Source organism: Burkholderia alba, from assembly GCF_034721475.1.
Classification (GTDB): domain Bacteria; phylum Pseudomonadota; class Gammaproteobacteria; order Burkholderiales; family Burkholderiaceae; genus Burkholderia; species Burkholderia alba.
Genome location: NZ_JAWJWL010000021.1, coordinates 91882 through 107981 on the forward strand (window position 1 = coordinate 91882; position 16100 = coordinate 107981).

A 16100-nucleotide genomic window follows, 5' to 3' on the forward strand; every position below is an offset into this window, starting at 1 on the left:
TCGCGCGAATACGAAATCGCCGAGATCCGAGGCACGGACGGCATGCCCCGTTTGAAAAATTCGCAATGGATTCGGCACTCGAATGCGTGATGGACATCGCACGAATTCGAGCGGGCCGATTCGTTTCAGTGAGTGGGATGGCGAACAGTAGCGGTGCGATTCCACTCGTAGCATCGGCAGCAATCGGTCGGATGATTCGAATGGACCGATCGGATCCTATTCACAGGAGGGGAAAATGTTCCTGTCCCGTATCGCCGCTATCGCGGCGGCCGTCGCCGCGCTCGGTTGTGCCGCTTCGTCTCACGCCCAGACCATCATCCCCGCCAACATCCCGGTGGTGGGAACCGGCAGCCTCGTCACGACGCCGGGTAGCGCCGGACGATGCACGTACACCTTCTCCGGCATCACCCAGGCCGACCAGATCGTGTTCGACAAGATCACGCGCTCGGGCAGCGATGCGTGCGATAACTTGCGCGACATGCGCATCACCGGGCTCACGCTGATCCCGCAGACGTCGCAGGTCATGCTCGCGCGCATCTACATGACGTCGCTGGATCCGATCGATGCCTACGCGCTCGATATGTCGGTCGGATGGAATAACGCCACGTCGGGCGCGACGTTCGGCTTGACGGGGAATCCGCATGCGCACTACGCGGTGACGGGCGGCATCGTGACCATCACGCCGTCGATCTACGTGCAGTGAGTCCGGGCGGGCTTCGGCGGCGGTCGACGCGGACGCCGTTCGCCCGTTGCCGCGCCATGCCGATGTTCGTTGCGCGGCGATTCCGGCTGCCCGCTATCGATCGGGCATGGGCGGGATGCCGCGCAACAGTGTCCCGGGCGGCGTGAAGGCGGGCGTGTCCGGGCGGGACGGGTGCGGATCACCGATCGATCGGCGGGCGGCGTCCCGATGCTTGTCGACGACGCGTCGGACGGCGGGGTGTCCGGCCAGCGTCGCGACCGACGCCTGGAACTCGACCCCCTTGTCGTTCTCGCGCGTGATGCGGAAGCCCAGTTTCCGGTGGAAAGCCATCGATAGCCGGTTGGTCTTGTAGACATGGCTGACGAGATCCTCGATTCCCATTCGGGCGGCGAGCGCCGCGAGCTGCGCCAGCAACTCGCCGACGACGGTGATCGTCCGGTGCGCCGGATGCGTGCTCAGGCCGGTGACGAACCAGCGGGCAGCCGATTCGCGACGCAAGAGCGCATAGGCGGCGAGCCCGCCGTTGCGGCGCACCACGCACGCGGCGCCGGATTCGATGGAAGCGTCGAGGCGCCGGCGATGCGCAACGGGATCGATCCGATCGCCCGCGCGCTCGGTGTGGTCGCGCAAGGTGAGCAGATCGAGCGCGAGGATCTCGTCGGCGAGGCGCCGCGGCGGGGTATCGAGCAGGGTCATGAATGGTCGGTCGTGGTCGCGCGCGCAATACGTTTCATGTCGGCGTGTGCCGATACCGGATCGGTCGCCGTGGCATCCCGGCGGCGTCCGGCGCATCGGCCGCCCGACCGGCTCGGGCAACGGAGCCATCGCGTTGTCCGGCGCCCGCCTGTTTCTCGTCGCGGGAACTCATGCCGCGCCGCATCATGATAGATTCCTGGCGACGCGCCGTGTCCGGCGCGACGCATCGAAACCTTCGATCAGCTTTCGAGAGAATCCCGCCCGACATGCGCATGCTCAAGAAATTGTGGCACGACAACCAGCACCTCGTCGCCTTCCTGTTCCTGATGGCGATATTGCGCAGCGCGATTGCCGACTGGAACGTCGTGCCGAGCGGGTCGATGCTGCCGACGATCCGCGAGGGCGATCGCATCCTGGTCGACAAGATGGCCTATGACCTGCGCATTCCGCTGACGCACGTCGCGATCGCGCACCTGGGCGACCCGCGGCGCGGCGACATCGTGACGATCGATTCGGCGGCGGCGCACGAACTGCTCGTCAAGCGGGTGATCGGCGTGCCCGGCGATCGCGTGGCGATGCGGGACAACGTGCTGTACCTGAACGGTGCGCGGGCCGACTATCAGCCGCTCGCGCAGCGTCCGCTGGCGGGCGACGCGGCTTCGCCGGGCGAGTATCTGACCGAACGCTTCGGCAACGTCGCGCATACCGTGCGCCTGTCGGTGTACGCGCCGAGTCCGCGCAGTTCGTTCGGGCCGGTGACGGTGCCGGCGGGCCAGTACCTGATGCTCGGCGACAATCGCGACAACAGCGCGGATTCCCGCTATTTCGGCTTCTTTCCCCGCGATGAAATGATGGGACGCGCGCGGCGCGTGGCGTTCTCGCTCGATCCGGCGCGTTTCTACCTGCCGAGGCTGGCGCGTTTCGGCTCCCGCCTGGATGCGCCGCTCGCGGCGCGTTGACGGGGCTGCCGGAAGACTGTCCGCGGCTGAGGCGAGCGCGATTCCGCGTCCTGGCTGAACATGTCGAGTCCCCAAGACGCGGGCGGCGGGAGGCTCGCCTCGCGGCGGATAATGGAACCCGGCAGGCAGTTCGTGCGTGGATCGGCGATGTCGCGCCGGCCGCGCTCGCGCGGCTGCGATAGCGAGTATCGCCTCATGGAGACTGTGCACGATCGGTCATCGCGCCCGGCCGGCCAATGGAGAAACCCTCATGCGTCGTTCATTCGTCGCGTTCCTGTGCTGCCTGACGGTGCTCGCGCATGCGCAGGAACCCGTGCACTTTCCTTCGCTGGACCTCCCGTCGGCGACTCGGCTCGACGGCTATCTGTTCCCCGCGCCGGGGCCGGGCCGGCATCCGGCCGCGGTGTTCCTGCATGGTTGTTCGGGGCTGTTCAATCGCGCCGGCGCGATCTATGCCCGCGAGCGGGACTGGGCGCGCCGCCTGAACGATGCGGGGATTACCGTGCTGATGGTGGACAGCCTGGGGCCGCGCCGCCACGGCGAAATGTGCGCGCCCGAGCATTTCGACCGGGCGATCTATCGCGCGCGGCCGTCGGATGCCTACGGCGCGCTTCGCTATTTGCAAGGGCTGGACACGATCCGGCCGGATCGCATCGGCCTGATCGGCTGGTCGCAAGGCGGGGGAACGGTATTGAACACGATCCGGACCACGAGTGACGCGCGTCCCGCATCCCTGCCCGCGGGCGATTTCCGCGCGGCGGTGGCCTTCTATCCGGCAAGCTGCAATACCGACGCGCAGGGCCCGCAGTGGTCCAGCGCGGTGCCGCTGCTGCTGCTGGTCGGGGCGAAGGATGTCTGGACCCCGTTCGCCCGCTGCGAGACGCTGCTCGGCACGTTGACGCCGGGCACGCAGGCGACGATGCGCATCTACCCGAACGCTTACCATGACTTCGATTGGCCGCACATGCCGGTGCACGACGTGCCCGCATATACGACGAAGGCGGGCGTCGTGCCGATCGAAGGGACGGACGAGACCGCGCGTGCCGATGCGCAGCAACGCGTGCTGGCGTTCCTCGCTTCGCTTCTGCTGGCACCGTAACTCGGCGGGCGCGGGAGCGCCGCCGGGCGAGCCGCCCCGACCGTATTGCACGCGCCCCCGAACGCAAAAAGGGCGACAGGATCCCTGTCGCCCTTTCCGCCGCCGGCCGTTTGACGCGGCGGCTACTTCGCCACCACGACATCCAGCTCGCCGATCCCGCCGTGTCCCGGCGCGAGCTTCACCTCGACACCCGTCGCGCCGGTCTGCTCCATCAAGCCCTTCGCCAGCTCCAGCGCCTGCCGTTCGAACAGACGCCGATACAGGCCGCCCTCGAGCCGGATCAGTGCGTCGTGGCTGCCTTCCTCGATGATGCGGCCTTTGTCGAGCACGAGCAGGCGATCCAGCGCGCGGACCGTCGACAGCCGGTGCGCGACCACCAGCGTGGTGCGTCCGACCATCAGCCGTTCCATCGCCTGCTGGATCAGCACCTCGCTTTCGCTGTCGAGGCTCGACGTGGCTTCGTCGAGGATCAGCACCGGCGCGTCGGCCAGGAACGCGCGCGCGATCGCCACGCGCTGACGCTCGCCGCCCGACAGCTTGATGCCGCGCTCGCCCACCAGCGTGTCGTAGCCGTCCGGCAGCGCCGCGATGAAATCGTGCGCGCTCGCCTGACGCGCCGCGCGCTCGATTTCCGCGCGCGTCGCGGCAGGCCGCGCATACGCGATGTTCTCCGCGAGCGTGCGGTGAAACAGCACCGGCTCCTGCTGGACGATCGCGATCTGGCTGCGCAGCGAGTCCTGACGCACCTTCGCGATGTCCTGTCCGTCGATCAGGATCCGGCCGGCATCGATGTCGTACAGCCGCTGGATCAGCTTGATGAACGACGTCTTGCCCGAACCGGAGTGGCCGACCAGCCCGATGCGCTCGCCCGGCGCGATGCGGATCGAGAAGTCGCTATAGAGCGGCGCCGCGCGCGGGCCGTAGCGGAACGTCACGTGGTCGAAGCGGATCTCGCCGCGTTCGATCCTGATCGCGGGCGCGCCCGGCCGGTCGTCGATGCCGAGCGGCTGACGTTCGAGCGACACGAGCTCTTCCATGTCGTTGACCGAGCGCTGCAGGTTGCGGATATGCATCCCGACGTCGCGCAGATAGCCCTGCAGCACGAAGAACATCGTCAGCGCGAACGCGATGTCGCCGACGCTCGCGCGATCGTTCCACCACAGCCACAGCGCCGCGCCGAGGATCGCCGCCTGCATCGCGACCAGCATCATGCCCTGCAGCCCGGCGTTGAGCGTGCCGCGCACCCACGTGCGGCGGGTCCGCTTGCGCCATTTGTCGATCACGCGGCCGAGCCGGACTTCCTCGCGCGCCTCGGCGCCGAACGCCTTCACGACCGGGTTGCAACTCACCGCGTCGGCGAGCGCGCCGCCCATGCGCGTATCCCACGCGTTGCCGAGCCGGGCAGCGGGCGCGACGAAGCCGAGCGACATGCAGACCGTCACCACGATGAACAGCAGCGAGCCGCCGCCCACCACCGCGCCCATGATCGGCCAGTGCAGGCCGAGCAGCACGGTGGCGCCGGTCAGCATCACGACCGACGGCAGCAGCGCGACTAGCAGCGTGTCGTTCAGCAGGTCGATCGCCCACATGCCGCGGGTGATCTTGCGCACGGTCGAGCCGGCGAAGCTGTTCGCGTGCCAGTCGGTCGAGAAGCGCTGGACGCGATGGAACGCGTTCGCGGCGACCTCGCTCATCATCTTGAGCGTCAGGCGGATGATGTTCATGAACATCGCCTGGCGCAGCAGGGTGCCGGCGAGGCCGAGGCTCAGGAGCAGCGCGAACGCGTGCAGCGCCGCCTGCCAGGCGGCCTGCCGGTTCGTGACGCCGAGCGCCAGCGCGTCGACGAGGCGTCCGGCGAACAGCGGGGTCAGCACGTCGACGAGCGCGCCGAGCAGCGCGAGCAGGGCGATGACGAGGGTACGCAGGGGCTGGGCGCCCCAGTACCTGAAGGTGAAACCGAGAACGTCCTTGAACGCCTGTCCACCTGGATTGGTTTTTTTGCGGAACATTTGTCATGGCCTGGTTGCGTCGGGCGCACCAGGACTTGTCGATCGGGAGAATTAAAAACCAGACACCGATGCGCATCGACGCGCAGGCTTGCAAATTCGGCGGATTGTCTGGAAAGATCGCAGGCTATTGAGCGGCCTGCAAAGACGGCGACTTACGACTCGTGCCGTGGGACCACGTACAGGGAGGCGGCTGGCGATCGTGACATCTGGCACCTCCCTTGAGTGTTGAGTGAATTGAAAAAACGAGACCGAGCGATAGCTGGTGGAGCGATTCTAGCGATGCTTTGAGCGCACCGCAATGGCCATCGGCCGGATGTTGCCGATTCGATACGACGCATGCCGCGCGAATGCGCGCGGCATGCGATCGCAGTGCGGGATGGTGCGGTGCGGCGCATCCGGAATCAACGCCGGGCGCGAAGCAAAGCCGCGCGCGTCGCCGCATTGCCCATCGCGCATACGACAATCGGGCCGCGAGACGACCGGCCGCGAACGGGTGCACTACACTGCGAGTCCGACCTTGCCGCGGCGGGGCGGCGGCCGCCGCAACGACCCGCCATCTCACGCAGCGGCCCACCCGCCGATGGGCCGCGGCAGTACGCGAAGCTTCGGCGAACCGCTTCATTCATCGATGGGAGTCAGGCCATGAGCAACACACCTGCGATTGTATTGGTACACGGTTTCTGGGGAGGCGCGGCGCACTGGAGCAAGGTGATCGTCGAGCTGGCGCGCAACGGGCACACGTCGCTGCACGCGGTAGAGATGCCGCTCACGTCGCTCGCGGACGACGCCGAGCGCACCCGCAAGATGGTCGCGCAGCAACCGGGGCCGGTGCTGCTCGTCGGCCACTCGTACGGCGGCGCGGTGATCACGGAGGCGGGCAATCATCCGAATGTCGCGGGGCTCGTCTATATCGCGGCGTTCGCGCCGGACACGGGCGAAAGCCCCGGCAGCATCTCGCAGGAGCATCCGCCTGCGGCGATCGCGAACCTGTCGGCCGACAGCGACGGCTATCTGTGGGTCCGGCAGGACACGTTTCATGACAGCTTCTGTCAGGATCTGAGCGCCGACGAGGGGCTCGTGATGGCTGTCACGCAGAAGGCGCCGCTCGCCAGCACGTTCGGCGACACGATCGGCTCGCCGGCATGGCGTGCGAAACCGTCGTGGTATCAGATTTCGAGCGACGACCGGATGATCGCCCCGGAAAACGAAGCGCGGATGTCGGCGCGGATGAATGCGCGCAAGGTCATCACGCTGAAGGCGAGCCACGCATCGCTTGCGTCGAAGCCGGTCGAGGTCGCCGCGCTGATCGCCGAGGCCGCGGCGGACATCGCGCACGGTTAGCGAGCGCCTCCCGTGCCGAGAGGCGAGCACGCCCTCCGAGGTTCGCGCTTCGGAGGGCGTGTCCTTGTGTACGGCCGCGGCGGGCGGTTCTCGACGCGGGCCGACGGGCGGTCGAGCCGTTATGGGACAATCCGGCGTTTAACGACGTGAAGTTTGGGGAATCGATGAGCGACTTTCAGCAAGGCATCCTGACGCCGATTTCGTCGGCGGGCCGCTACCTTTCTTTCAGGATCTCGGACGCGAGCCAGGTGACGCGCGTGCTGTCCGCGCTGCGCGACACGGTCGACGGCAGCGATACGGTGATCGGCGTGGGGCCGTCGCTCGTGCAAGGCCTCGGCGCGAGGATCGACGGGCTGAAGGAGTTTCCCGACCTGTCGGTGCCGGGTGCGCCGGTGCCGTCGACGCCCGCCGCGCTGTGGATCTGGCTGCGTGCGGAGGACCACGGCGAGGTGGTGCTGCGCTCGCGCGCGATCGAGCGGCTCGTCGCGCCGGCGTTCGAACTCGACAGCGCGGCGAACGCGTTCCGCTACTCGGACGATCGCGACCTGTCCGGCTATGAGGACGGCACGGAGAATCCGCAAGGCGACGAGGCGATCGAGACCGCGTTCGTGACGGGCAAGGGCGCGGGGCTCGACGGGTCGAGCTTTGTCGCGGTGCAGCAGTGGGTGCACGATTTCGACCGGATGGCGGCGATTCCCGGCGGCGAGATGGACAACATCATCGGCCGGCGCAAGAGCGACAACGAGGAACTGGAGGAAGCCCCCGCCTACGCGCACGTGAAGCGCACCGAGCAGGAAAGCTTCACGCCGGAAGCGCACGTGCTGCGCCGTTCCGCGCCGTGGGCCGACGAGCGCCGCGCGGGTCTCTACTTCGTCGCGTTCGGTTTTTCGTTCCGGGCGTTCGACGTGCAGATGCGCCGGATGGTCGGCGCCGTCGACGGCATCCACGACGGCCTGTTCCGCTTCACGCAGCCGATCACGGGGTCGTTCTTCTGGTGTCCGCCGATGAAGGACGGGAAGCTGGATCTGTCGGCGCTCGGCTTGTGATGCGCGCCTGAAGCGCGAGATTCGTCAGCCGGACGCCCGCTCGATGCGGGCGTTTTTTTCGGGGCTCGCTCGCTGCGCGGGCGGGCCGAGAACGGGGTAGCGCGACACGGCAGCCCCGCGTCGTCGCGACACCGCGACAAACATTCGGCGGCGAATGTACCGCTATATCCCCCGCCGTCGCGCGTCGAATACCCGGCAGCCCATCCGCATGACCGCCGGGCCGATGCCGTCCGTTACGCCAATTCCCCCACCACGCCCTTCGGCACGACGTTCAGCGCCGATCCCGCCTTGAACCACGGGATCTGCACGCCGCTGTAGCTGTGCCGCAGACGAATCGTCTCGACACCGCCGTCCGCATGATGAATCCGGCATGCGACCGGCTCGCCCGGCGCGAAACGGTCGAGGCCGACGATGTCGATGCGGTCGTCCGCCCGGATGCGCGTGTAGTCGCCCGCATCGTCGAAGGTCAGTGCGAGCAGCCCCTGCTTTTTCAGGTTCGTCTCGTGGATCCGCGCGAAGCTGCGCGCGATCACGGCGACGCCGCCCAGCAGCCTCGGCGACAGCGCCGCATGCTCGCGGCTGCTTCCCTCGCCGTAGTTGAAATCGCCGACGATCACCCACGGCAGCGCCGCCGCCCGGTAGGCGCGCGCCGCCTCGGCCGGCGTGACGTCCTGCGCGCCGCCCAGCACGTCGAGCGTCCTGCCGGTCGCGAGCGTGAAGGCGTTGGTCGCGCCGGACAGCAGGTTGTCGCTGAAGCGTTCGAGGTGGCCGCGGAACCTGAGCCACGGACCGGCGGGCGAGATGTGGTCGGTGGTGGTCTTGCCCAGCGTCTTGATCAGCACCGGCATTCCCGTGAAATCGCGTCCGCTCCACGCCGGCCAAGGGCGCAGCACGTGAATCCGTTCGCTCGCGGGGTCGACCGACACGTCGATCCCGCGCCCGTCGGCGGGCGGCGCCACGTAACGCTCCTGGCCGCGCTCGAACGTACCCGGCGGCACTTCCGGCGCGGGGCGCGGCGGCGTGAGCCGGAACGACGTGCCGTCCGCGGCCGTCAGCGCATCGTGCTGCGGATCGAACGACAGCCGTCCGGCCAGCGCCCAGGCGGTCACGATCTCGGGGCTTGCGATCAGGTTGACGGTGGTCGACGCGCCGTCGTTGCGGCGCGGAAAATTGCGGTTGTACGACGTGACGATCGTGTTCGGCGCGGCGACGGCCGACGGGTCGCGCCGCCACTGGCCGATGCACGGCCCGCACGCATTCGCGAGCACGGTCGCGCCGATGTCCGACAGCGCGTCGAGCTGGCCGTCGCGCGCGATCGTTGCGCGCACCTGCTCCGAACCCGGCGTGACCAGGAACGGCACGGCCGCCATCACGCCGTGGCCGGCGCCTTGCGCGGCGACGTCGGCCGCGCGGCTCATATCCTCGTAGGACGAATTCGTGCAGCTGCCGATCAGCGCGGCGGACAGCCGGTCCTCGACGACGTCGTGCGCGGCCAGGCCGTCCTCGGGCCGCGCGGTCTTCATCTGCGCGGCCAACTGCGACACGGTGCGCGCGCGATCCGGCGAATGCGGCCCGACGACGTGCGGCTCGAGCGCGGACAAGTCGATCCGCACCACGCGGTCGTAGAATGCTTCGGGATCCTGTTCGATTGCGGGGTCGGGCGCGAGCAGATCGGCGTGCGCGTCGACGAGCGGCACCAGGTCGGCGCGGCCGGTCGCACGCAGATAGGCGGCCATGCGCGCATCGGCGGGAAACAGCGACGTGGTCGCGCCCAGTTCGGCGCCCATGTTGGTGATGGTCGCCTTGCCGGTCGCGCTGATCGTGCGCGCGCCGGGGCCGATGTATTCGACGATCGCATTGGTGCCGCCCGCGACCGTCAGTTCGCCCGCGACCTTCAGGATCACGTCCTTCGGCGCGGTCCAGCCGCCGAGCCGGCCGGTCAGGTACACGGCGATGCGCTTCGGATACAGCACTTCCCACGGCAGTCCGGCGAGCGCTTCGACCGCGTCGGCGCCGCCGACGCCGACCGCGCACGCGCCGAGTCCGCCCGCATTCGGCGTATGCGAATCGGTGCCGATGATGAGCGCGCCGGGAAACGCGTAATTCTCCAGCACCACCTGATGGATGATGCCCGCGCCGGGCTCCCAGAAGCCGAGCCCGTACTTCGCCGCGGCGCTGCGCAGGAACGCGTAGACCTCGCGGTTCTCGGCGATCGACGCGCCGAGGTCGGCGCGGCCTTCGACGCGCGCCTGGATCAGGTGGTCGCAGTGGATGCTGGCGGGTACCGCGACCCGGTCGCGTCCGGTCTGCATGAACTGCAGCATGCCGGTTTGCCCGAGCACGTCCTGGAACACGACGCGGTCGACCCGCAGCGCGAGATAGCTTTCGCCGGGCACGAGCGCCTGCGTGTGCGGATCGTCGAGATGGCCGAGCAGGATCTTGTCGGCCAGCGTGAGCGGCCGCGCAACGCGCCGGCGCACGACGGCGAGCCGGCGCGCCATGTCGGCGTACAGGCGCGCGAGCGCCGCGTGGGGAATGAATTGAGACATTTCGATCACTCCTTTCTGATATCGGTGTGGTGTGGGGGTGGTGCGATCGCAGCGCGGAGTGTGAGCGTGCCGGGAGGACGAGTAAAATGAATTTATTAATCCGATTACTCAATTTTTCTGATGAAAATCGACATCCTCGGCGTACAGGCATTTGTCGCGATCGCCGATCGCGGCGGGTTTCAGGCGGCGGCCGATGCGTTGTCGGTGACGCAGACCGCGATCACGCAGCGGCTGCGCAAGCTCGAGGATTTTCTCGGGGTGACGCTGTTCGAGCGCACCACGCGGTCGGTCGCGCTCACGCGGATCGGCCGCGATTTTCTGCCGCAGGCGCGGCGCCTGCTCGGCGAGTTGTCCGATGCATTGACCGAGATCCGGGAGAGCGGCCAGGCCGCGCGCGGCGACGTGTCGATCGCGTGCGTGCCGACCGTCGGCGTGCAGTTCTTGCCGAGCATCCTGCAGGCGTATTCGGCGCGCTATCCGCACAACCGCGTGAAGGTGCTCGATCATGCGTCGTCGGCGGTGGCCGACGCGGTGTTGCATCGCGAGGCGGAGTTCGGCATTCATATCGCGGGCGCGCGGCACCCGGAACTGGTCGGCGAGCCGATCGCCGAGGATCAGTTCGTGCTGATCTGTCACGACACGCATCCGCTCGGCCGGCGGCGGCGGGTCGCCTGGCGCGAGCTGACGCCGTACCCGCTGATCTTCGCCGGCCAGGTGAGCGCGAACCGCGCGCTGCTCGATTCGGCGCTCGGCGATCTCGCGCTGCAATCGCACTACGAGGTGCAGCGCAGTTCGACGGCGGTCGGGCTGGTGGCCGAGGGCGTGGCGGCGGCGGTGGTGCCGCGCCTCGCGGTGCAGAAGGGCGCGTACCCGCGCATCAAGGTGGTCGACCTGGTCGAGCCGGTGATTTCGCGCGCGCTGGTGCTGGTCAGCCGGCGTACCGGACAGCTGTCGCCGGCCGCGCAGGCGCTGTACGACATGATCGTCGAGCGCGCCGCGCGAACGACGGCGAACGCGCGGCGCGGCTGAGCGCCGCGAGCGGGAGACCGGACGGGGCGTTCGGCGGCGCCGCGCGGATTCGACGCCGGCCGGCCCCGCGCCCCGGGTCGCGCATCAGCGCAGCGTGGTTTCGATCCGCGTGCCGCGCTTGACGAACAGCGTCACGGGCGTTTTCTCGCTGATCTCGGCCAGGCGCTGGCGCTGCGCGTCGTCGAGCGCGCCCTCGACCGCGATCGTGCGCCGCACGTACTGCGCGCCGTCGCGATCGACGTGCAGCTCGGTGCGCACGCGAATGCGCGCATCGGGCCAGGTCTTGCGCTGCATGTACATCCGCAAGGTTGCCGCCGTACAGGCGGCGAGCCCGGACAGCACCAGTTCGTAGGGCGCGGGTCCGCGGTTCGCGCCGCCTTCGTGTTCGTTCTCGTCGCCCTGGAAGCGGTGCGCGCCCGCCTCGATGTCGACGACGTAGTTGGGTGCATCGGCGGCCATTTCGGCCGAGGCGTGAATGAGCGGCATGACGGTTCTCGCTGGCAGCAGGCGGTGAGTTGGGGCAGCGGCCGGGGATGCCCGGCCGCCCACGTGCAGCATAAACGTCCCGGCGCGAACCTGCGCTGCCGCTCTGTGCGGCAGGCCGCTCAAGCGGCGTCGGACGCGTCGCGGACGATCTCGATCACGCGCTGCCGGAACCACTGGTGCGCGCGGTCCGGCTCGCGCGATTCGTGCCAGTACGCGAGGATCGGAAACGGCTTGAGCCGCAGCGGCAGCGGCCGGATCGCGATCGGCAGCATGCCCGCCATCCGCACCGCGTAGGAGCGCGGCAGCGTCAGCAGCAGGTCGCCCGACGCGGCGATCTGGCAGGCGGCGAAGTAATGCTGGCAGACCAGCTGGATGTGACGGATCCGGCCGTCGCTGCCGAGCAGCACGTCGAGCGAATTCGCTTCGCCGAGCGGCGACACCGTCACGTGCCGCGCCGCGAAGTACTCGCCGCGGCGCAGCGGCTCGCCGGCGAGCGGATGATCGCGCCGCATCGCGACGACCAGCGAATCGTCGAGGACGTAGTCGCTGGCGATGCGCGGTCCGGTCTGCAGGCGGCGCTCGAGCACGAGATCCAGGTTGCCCGACGCCAGTTCGCGCTCCACTTCCGCGACGGGCACGCGGCGGCTCACGAGCCGCAGATGCGGCGCCTCCCGCGCGAGCGTCGCGACCAGCTGCGGCAGCGCGATCGATTCCAGCACGTCGCGAATGCCCACCACCATGCTCAGGTCGAGGGTGTCCGGGCTGAAGCGGGCCTGCGCGCGCGACGCGTCCTGCAGGCCTTTCAGGTGCAGCTGCACGTCGGCGATCACCGCGCGGGTGCGCTCGGTCGGCAGCACCCGGTTGCCCTGCCGGACGAACAGCGGATCGTCGAAGTGCGCGCGCAGCCGGTTCAGCGCGTGGGTGACGGCCGGCTGCGTCAGGTGCAGCGCCCGCGCGGCCGCGCTGATGCCGCCGTGCGCATAGACCGCGTCGAGCACGCGGAACAGATTCAGGTCGAGGCGATGGTCGTGCGGCACGGTGCGCGTTCCGGGGCGGAGCGGGAAGGAATCGACATATTAATCCTGTCTATATCCTTGTATTAGGAATATTCATTTCATCGATTTCCGGGGATCGCTTACGCTGGCGGTCATTGAACAGGAACGGATGCCATGGACTTTTCTCCTACCGCCCGCTGCCGGGAACTGAGCGAACGCCTCGAACGCTTCATGCGCGACGAAGTCGCGCCCGCCGAAGCGCCGTATGCCGGACAGCTGGCGGGCGGCGCGGACTGGCGCCGCTGGCGGCAGCCGGAGATCATGGAGACGCTGAAGAAGAAAGCGCGCGCGGCCGGTCTGTGGAACCTGTTCCTGCCGGACGCCGAGCATGGCGCGGGCCTGAGCAATCTCGACTACGCGCCGCTCGCGGAAATCATGGGGCATTCGCTGATCGCGCCGGAAGTGTTCAACTGCAACGCGCCGGACACCGGCAACATGGAAGTGCTGGCGCGCTACGGCTCGCCGGCTCAGCAGCGCGCGTGGCTCGACCCGCTGCTGGCGGGCGAGATCCGTTCGGCGTTCTGCATGACGGAGCCGGACGTCGCGTCGTCCGATGCGACCAACATGCAGGCGCGCGCGGCGCTCGACGGCGGCCACGTGGTGCTGAACGGCCGCAAGTGGTGGTCGACGGGCATCGGTCATCCGCATGCGCGTTTCGTGATCTTCATGGGGCTGACCGACGCCGAGGCGGAGCCGCATCGCCGCCACACGATGGTGATCTGTCCGCTCGACGCCCCCGGCGTGAAGATCGAACGGATGTTGCCGGTCTTCCACACGTTCGACGAACCGTCGGGTCACGGCGAGGTGAGCTTCACCGACGTGCGGCTGCCGGCCGCGAACGTCATTCTCGGGCCGGGCCGCGGCTTCGAGATCGCGCAAGGGCGGCTCGGACCGGGCCGCATCCATCACTGCATGCGCGCGCTCGGCGCGGCCGAGAAGGCGCTGGCGCTGCTGTGCGCGCGGGCCGTGTCGCGCACCGCGTTCGGCAAGCCGCTGATCGAGCTGGGCGGCAACGGCGACGTCGTCGCGAACCTGCGCATCGCGATCGACCAGGCGCGGCTGCTGACGCTCAAGGCCGCGTGGACCATCGACACGCAGGGCGTGAAGGCCGCGCTGAGCCTGATCTCGCAGATCAAGGTGGCGGTGCCCGCCGTCGCGCAGCAGGCGGCGGACGCGGCCATCCAGATCCACGGCGGCGCGGGTTTGTCGAACGACGTTCCGCTGGCGGCGCTGTATGCGTATGCGCGCGTGCTACGGGTCGCGGACGGCCCGGACGAGGTGCACCGCGCGGTGATCGCGAAGCTGGAGGTCAAGCGCCAGATGGCGGCGATGTCGGCCGCCGCGCCGGGTGCCGCCGCATGAGCGGGCTGCTCGACACCGCGCGCGCCGTGCGCGCCGAGGATCGTCTCGACGTCGCGAAGCTCGATGCCTACCTGAAGGCGCACGTCGACGGGCTGCACGGCGCGCCGGACATTCGCCAGTTCCACGGCGGCGCGTCGAATCTCACCTACCTGATCGCCTATGGCGAGCGCGAACTGGTGCTGCGCCGTCCGCCCGCCGGCGTGAAGGCGGCCTCCGCGCACGACATGCTGCGCGAGGCCGCCGTGATGGCGGCGCTCGGGCCGCATTACCCGTATGTGCCCGCGATCCTCGCGCGCTGCGACGATCCGGCGGTGCTCGGCGCGGATTTCTACGTGATGGCGCGCCTCGCGGGCGTGATCCTGCGCCGTGAACTGCCGGCCGCGCTGGCACTCGATCGCGACGGCGTGCGGCGCTTGTGCACCGTGTTCGTCGATCGCCTGATCGAGCTGCACCGGATCGACGCATCGCAGCCGGCGCTGGCCGCGCTCGGCAAGGGCGACGGCTACGTCGCGCGTCAGGTGGGCGGTTGGCGCGCGCGCTGGCGCGACGCGCTGACCGACGGCACCGATGCGTGCGACGACGTGCTCGGCTGGCTCGACCGGCAGCAGCCCGCGCGCGCCAACGGCGTGTGCGTGATTCACAACGACTACCGCTTCGACAACGTCGTGCTCGATCCGGCCGATCCGCTGCGGATCGTCGGCGTGCTCGACTGGGAACTCGCGACGCTGGGCGACCCGCTGATGGATCTCGGCAGCGCGCTCGCCTACTGGGTGGAAGCCGGCGACGACCCGATGTTCCAGTCGTTGCGCCGCCAGCCGACCCATGCGCCGGGCATGCTGACGCGCCGCGAGGTGGTGGACTACTACGGCGCGCGGACCGGTCTCGACGTGAGCGGCTTCGCGTTCTACGAGGTGTTCGGGCTGTTCCGCCTGATGGTGATCGTCCAGCAGATCTACCGCCGCTTCGTGCTCGGCCAGACGACCAACGAACAGTTCGCGGGCTTCGGGCAGGCCGCGCGCTATCTCGGCGAGCGCTGCCGCCGGCGCATCGCCGAGAGCGGGCGACACGCATGACCGACCTCTTCCTGATCCGGCACGCGCAGGCGAGTTTCGGCGCGGACGACTACGATTGCCTGTCGCCGCTCGGCGAGCGGCAGGCGGCGCTGCTCGGCGCATGGTTCGCGCGGCGCGGCCGGCGGCCCGGGCGGATCGTCACGGGCCGGCTGCGGCGGCACGCGCAGACCGCGCAGGGATGCCTGCGGGCGGCCGGCGTCGAGGCGCCGGCCCTGGTGCTGCCGGGGCTCGACGAACTCGATGCCGACGAACTGCTGGCCGGCTACCGTCCCGATCTGACGTCGCCCGACGCGCTGCGGCGGGTGCTGGCCGCCGAAGCGGACCCGCGCCGCGCGTTTCAAACGCTGTTCGCCGCGGCGGTGGCGCGCTGGATGGCGGGCACGCACGATCACGCGTACCGTGTCACGTGGACGCAGTTCCAGGCGGCGGTGCGCGGCGCGTGGGACGAACTGGCGCAGCAGCCGGCGCGCGAGCTGTGGGTGTTCACGTCGGGCGGCCCGATCGGCGTGATCGCGGCCGCGCTGCTCGGCGTGCCGCCCGAGCGCAGCTTCGACCTGAGCTGGCCGCTCGTCAACACGAGCGTGAGCCGGATTCACATCGGCCGCCGCGCGCGGCAGCTGATCAGCTATAACGGATGGGCGCATCTCGAATCCGACGGCGACGCCGGCGAATCGCTCGTCACGCACCGCTGAT

14 protein-coding genes are annotated in these 16100 nt (G+C 69.1%); 9 read left to right on the top strand and 5 right to left on the bottom strand.

From position 1 onward, the window contains the following. The first annotated feature begins 235 nt into the window (after nucleotides 1-235). Complete coding sequence (locus RZR99_RS22985) at nucleotides 236-703, top strand: hypothetical protein (RefSeq protein WP_323122073.1); 468 nt, start codon at nucleotides 236-238, stop codon at nucleotides 701-703. Nucleotides 704-796: 93 nt separating this feature from the next. Here the strand turns inward: RZR99_RS22985 and RZR99_RS22990 are convergent, their stop codons facing one another. Continuing rightward, the gene (locus RZR99_RS22990; protein ID WP_323122074.1) at nucleotides 797-1399 is read right to left on the bottom strand and encodes a GNAT family N-acetyltransferase; all 603 of its coding nucleotides are present in this window, start codon (nucleotides 1397-1399) and stop codon (nucleotides 797-799) included. Nucleotides 1400-1665: 266 nt separating this feature from the next. On the opposite strand from RZR99_RS22990, the gene lepB reads away from it, so the two are divergent. Further along, nucleotides 1666-2358: a signal peptidase I gene (lepB, locus tag RZR99_RS22995; protein ID WP_323122075.1), complete on the top strand. Its 693-nt coding sequence runs from the start codon at nucleotides 1666-1668 to the stop codon at nucleotides 2356-2358. 250 nt (nucleotides 2359-2608) lie between these two features. Further along, nucleotides 2609-3457, top strand: coding sequence for a dienelactone hydrolase family protein (locus tag RZR99_RS23000; protein ID WP_323122076.1), 849 nt, complete (start codon nucleotides 2609-2611; stop codon nucleotides 3455-3457). Between the two features lie 122 nt (nucleotides 3458-3579). On the opposite strand, the gene RZR99_RS23005 is transcribed toward RZR99_RS23000, so the two are convergent. Next, nucleotides 3580-5466, bottom strand: a complete 1887-nt coding sequence (locus tag RZR99_RS23005; RefSeq protein ID WP_323122077.1) for an ABC transporter ATP-binding protein — start codon at nucleotides 5464-5466, stop codon at nucleotides 3580-3582. Between the two features lie 642 nt (nucleotides 5467-6108). On the opposite strand from RZR99_RS23005, the gene RZR99_RS23010 reads away from it, so the two are divergent. Together RZR99_RS23010 and RZR99_RS23015 are read left to right on the top strand one after the other, a co-directional pair. Further along, entirely contained in the window at nucleotides 6109-6807 is a 699-nt protein-coding gene (locus RZR99_RS23010) for an alpha/beta hydrolase (protein WP_323122078.1), read from the top strand. A gap of 164 nt (nucleotides 6808-6971) precedes the next feature. After that, nucleotides 6972-7853, top strand: a complete 882-nt coding sequence (locus tag RZR99_RS23015) for a Dyp-type peroxidase (RefSeq protein ID WP_323122079.1) — start codon at nucleotides 6972-6974, stop codon at nucleotides 7851-7853. Between the two features lie 233 nt (nucleotides 7854-8086). Here RZR99_RS23015 and RZR99_RS23020 read toward each other — a convergent pair whose 3' ends face one another. Beyond that, nucleotides 8087-10402 (bottom strand): aconitate hydratase, encoded by a 2316-nt coding sequence (locus RZR99_RS23020; protein ID WP_323122080.1) that lies wholly within the window; start codon nucleotides 10400-10402, stop codon nucleotides 8087-8089. Between the two features lie 120 nt (nucleotides 10403-10522). Here RZR99_RS23020 and RZR99_RS23025 point away from each other — a divergent pair, with 120 nt between their 5' ends. Next, nucleotides 10523-11431 carry a LysR family transcriptional regulator gene (locus RZR99_RS23025; RefSeq protein WP_323122081.1) on the top strand — a complete coding sequence of 303 codons (909 nt, stop codon included), beginning with the start codon at nucleotides 10523-10525 and terminating at the stop codon, nucleotides 11429-11431. A gap of 84 nt (nucleotides 11432-11515) precedes the next feature. Here the strand turns inward: RZR99_RS23025 and RZR99_RS23030 are convergent, their stop codons facing one another. Together RZR99_RS23030 and RZR99_RS23035 are read right to left on the bottom strand one after the other, a co-directional pair. Further along, on the bottom strand, nucleotides 11516-11917 hold the full coding sequence (locus RZR99_RS23030) for an OsmC family protein (protein ID WP_323122082.1): 402 nt from the start codon (nucleotides 11915-11917) through the stop codon (nucleotides 11516-11518). Between the two features lie 119 nt (nucleotides 11918-12036). Continuing rightward, nucleotides 12037-12954, bottom strand: a complete 918-nt coding sequence (locus tag RZR99_RS23035; RefSeq protein WP_323122083.1) for a LysR family transcriptional regulator — start codon at nucleotides 12952-12954, stop codon at nucleotides 12037-12039. A 132-nt stretch (nucleotides 12955-13086) separates the two neighbouring features. Between RZR99_RS23035 and RZR99_RS23040 the strand changes: the two genes are divergently transcribed. The 3 genes from RZR99_RS23040 to RZR99_RS23050 are packed head-to-tail and all read left to right on the top strand — an operon-like array spanning nucleotide 13087 to nucleotide 16099. Continuing rightward, complete coding sequence (locus RZR99_RS23040; RefSeq protein ID WP_323122084.1) at nucleotides 13087-14334, top strand: acyl-CoA dehydrogenase family protein; 1248 nt, start codon at nucleotides 13087-13089, stop codon at nucleotides 14332-14334. Further along, nucleotides 14331-15407, top strand: a complete 1077-nt coding sequence (locus tag RZR99_RS23045; protein WP_323122085.1) for a phosphotransferase family protein — start codon at nucleotides 14331-14333, stop codon at nucleotides 15405-15407. Before RZR99_RS23040 ends, RZR99_RS23045 begins: the two co-directional genes overlap by 4 nt. Further along, the gene (locus RZR99_RS23050) at nucleotides 15404-16099 is read left to right on the top strand and encodes a histidine phosphatase family protein (RefSeq protein ID WP_323122086.1); all 696 of its coding nucleotides are present in this window, start codon (nucleotides 15404-15406) and stop codon (nucleotides 16097-16099) included. Before RZR99_RS23045 ends, RZR99_RS23050 begins: the two co-directional genes overlap by 4 nt. Nucleotide 16100 lies beyond the last annotated feature (1 nt).

Coding starts and splice junctions, on each gene's coding strand:
- RZR99_RS23000 (WP_323122076.1), top strand. CDS start 2,609: ATGCGTCGTTCATTCGTCGCGTTCCTGTGCTGCCTGACGGTGCTCGCG.
- RZR99_RS23040 (WP_323122084.1), top strand. CDS start 13,087: ATGGACTTTTCTCCTACCGCCCGCTGCCGGGAACTGAGCGAACGCCTC.
- lepB (WP_323122075.1), top strand. CDS start 1,666: ATGCGCATGCTCAAGAAATTGTGGCACGACAACCAGCACCTCGTCGCC.
- RZR99_RS22990 (WP_323122074.1), bottom strand. CDS start 1,399: ATGACCCTGCTCGATACCCCGCCGCGGCGCCTCGCCGACGAGATCCTC.
- RZR99_RS23050 (WP_323122086.1), top strand. CDS start 15,404: ATGACCGACCTCTTCCTGATCCGGCACGCGCAGGCGAGTTTCGGCGCG.
- RZR99_RS23025 (WP_323122081.1), top strand. CDS start 10,523: ATGAAAATCGACATCCTCGGCGTACAGGCATTTGTCGCGATCGCCGAT.
- RZR99_RS23005 (WP_323122077.1), bottom strand. CDS start 5,466: ATGTTCCGCAAAAAAACCAATCCAGGTGGACAGGCGTTCAAGGACGTT.
- RZR99_RS23030 (WP_323122082.1), bottom strand. CDS start 11,917: ATGCCGCTCATTCACGCCTCGGCCGAAATGGCCGCCGATGCACCCAAC.
- RZR99_RS23020 (WP_323122080.1), bottom strand. CDS start 10,402: ATGTCTCAATTCATTCCCCACGCGGCGCTCGCGCGCCTGTACGCCGAC.
- RZR99_RS22985 (WP_323122073.1), top strand. CDS start 236: ATGTTCCTGTCCCGTATCGCCGCTATCGCGGCGGCCGTCGCCGCGCTC.
- RZR99_RS23015 (WP_323122079.1), top strand. CDS start 6,972: ATGAGCGACTTTCAGCAAGGCATCCTGACGCCGATTTCGTCGGCGGGC.
- RZR99_RS23045 (WP_323122085.1), top strand. CDS start 14,331: ATGAGCGGGCTGCTCGACACCGCGCGCGCCGTGCGCGCCGAGGATCGT.
- RZR99_RS23010 (WP_323122078.1), top strand. CDS start 6,109: ATGAGCAACACACCTGCGATTGTATTGGTACACGGTTTCTGGGGAGGC.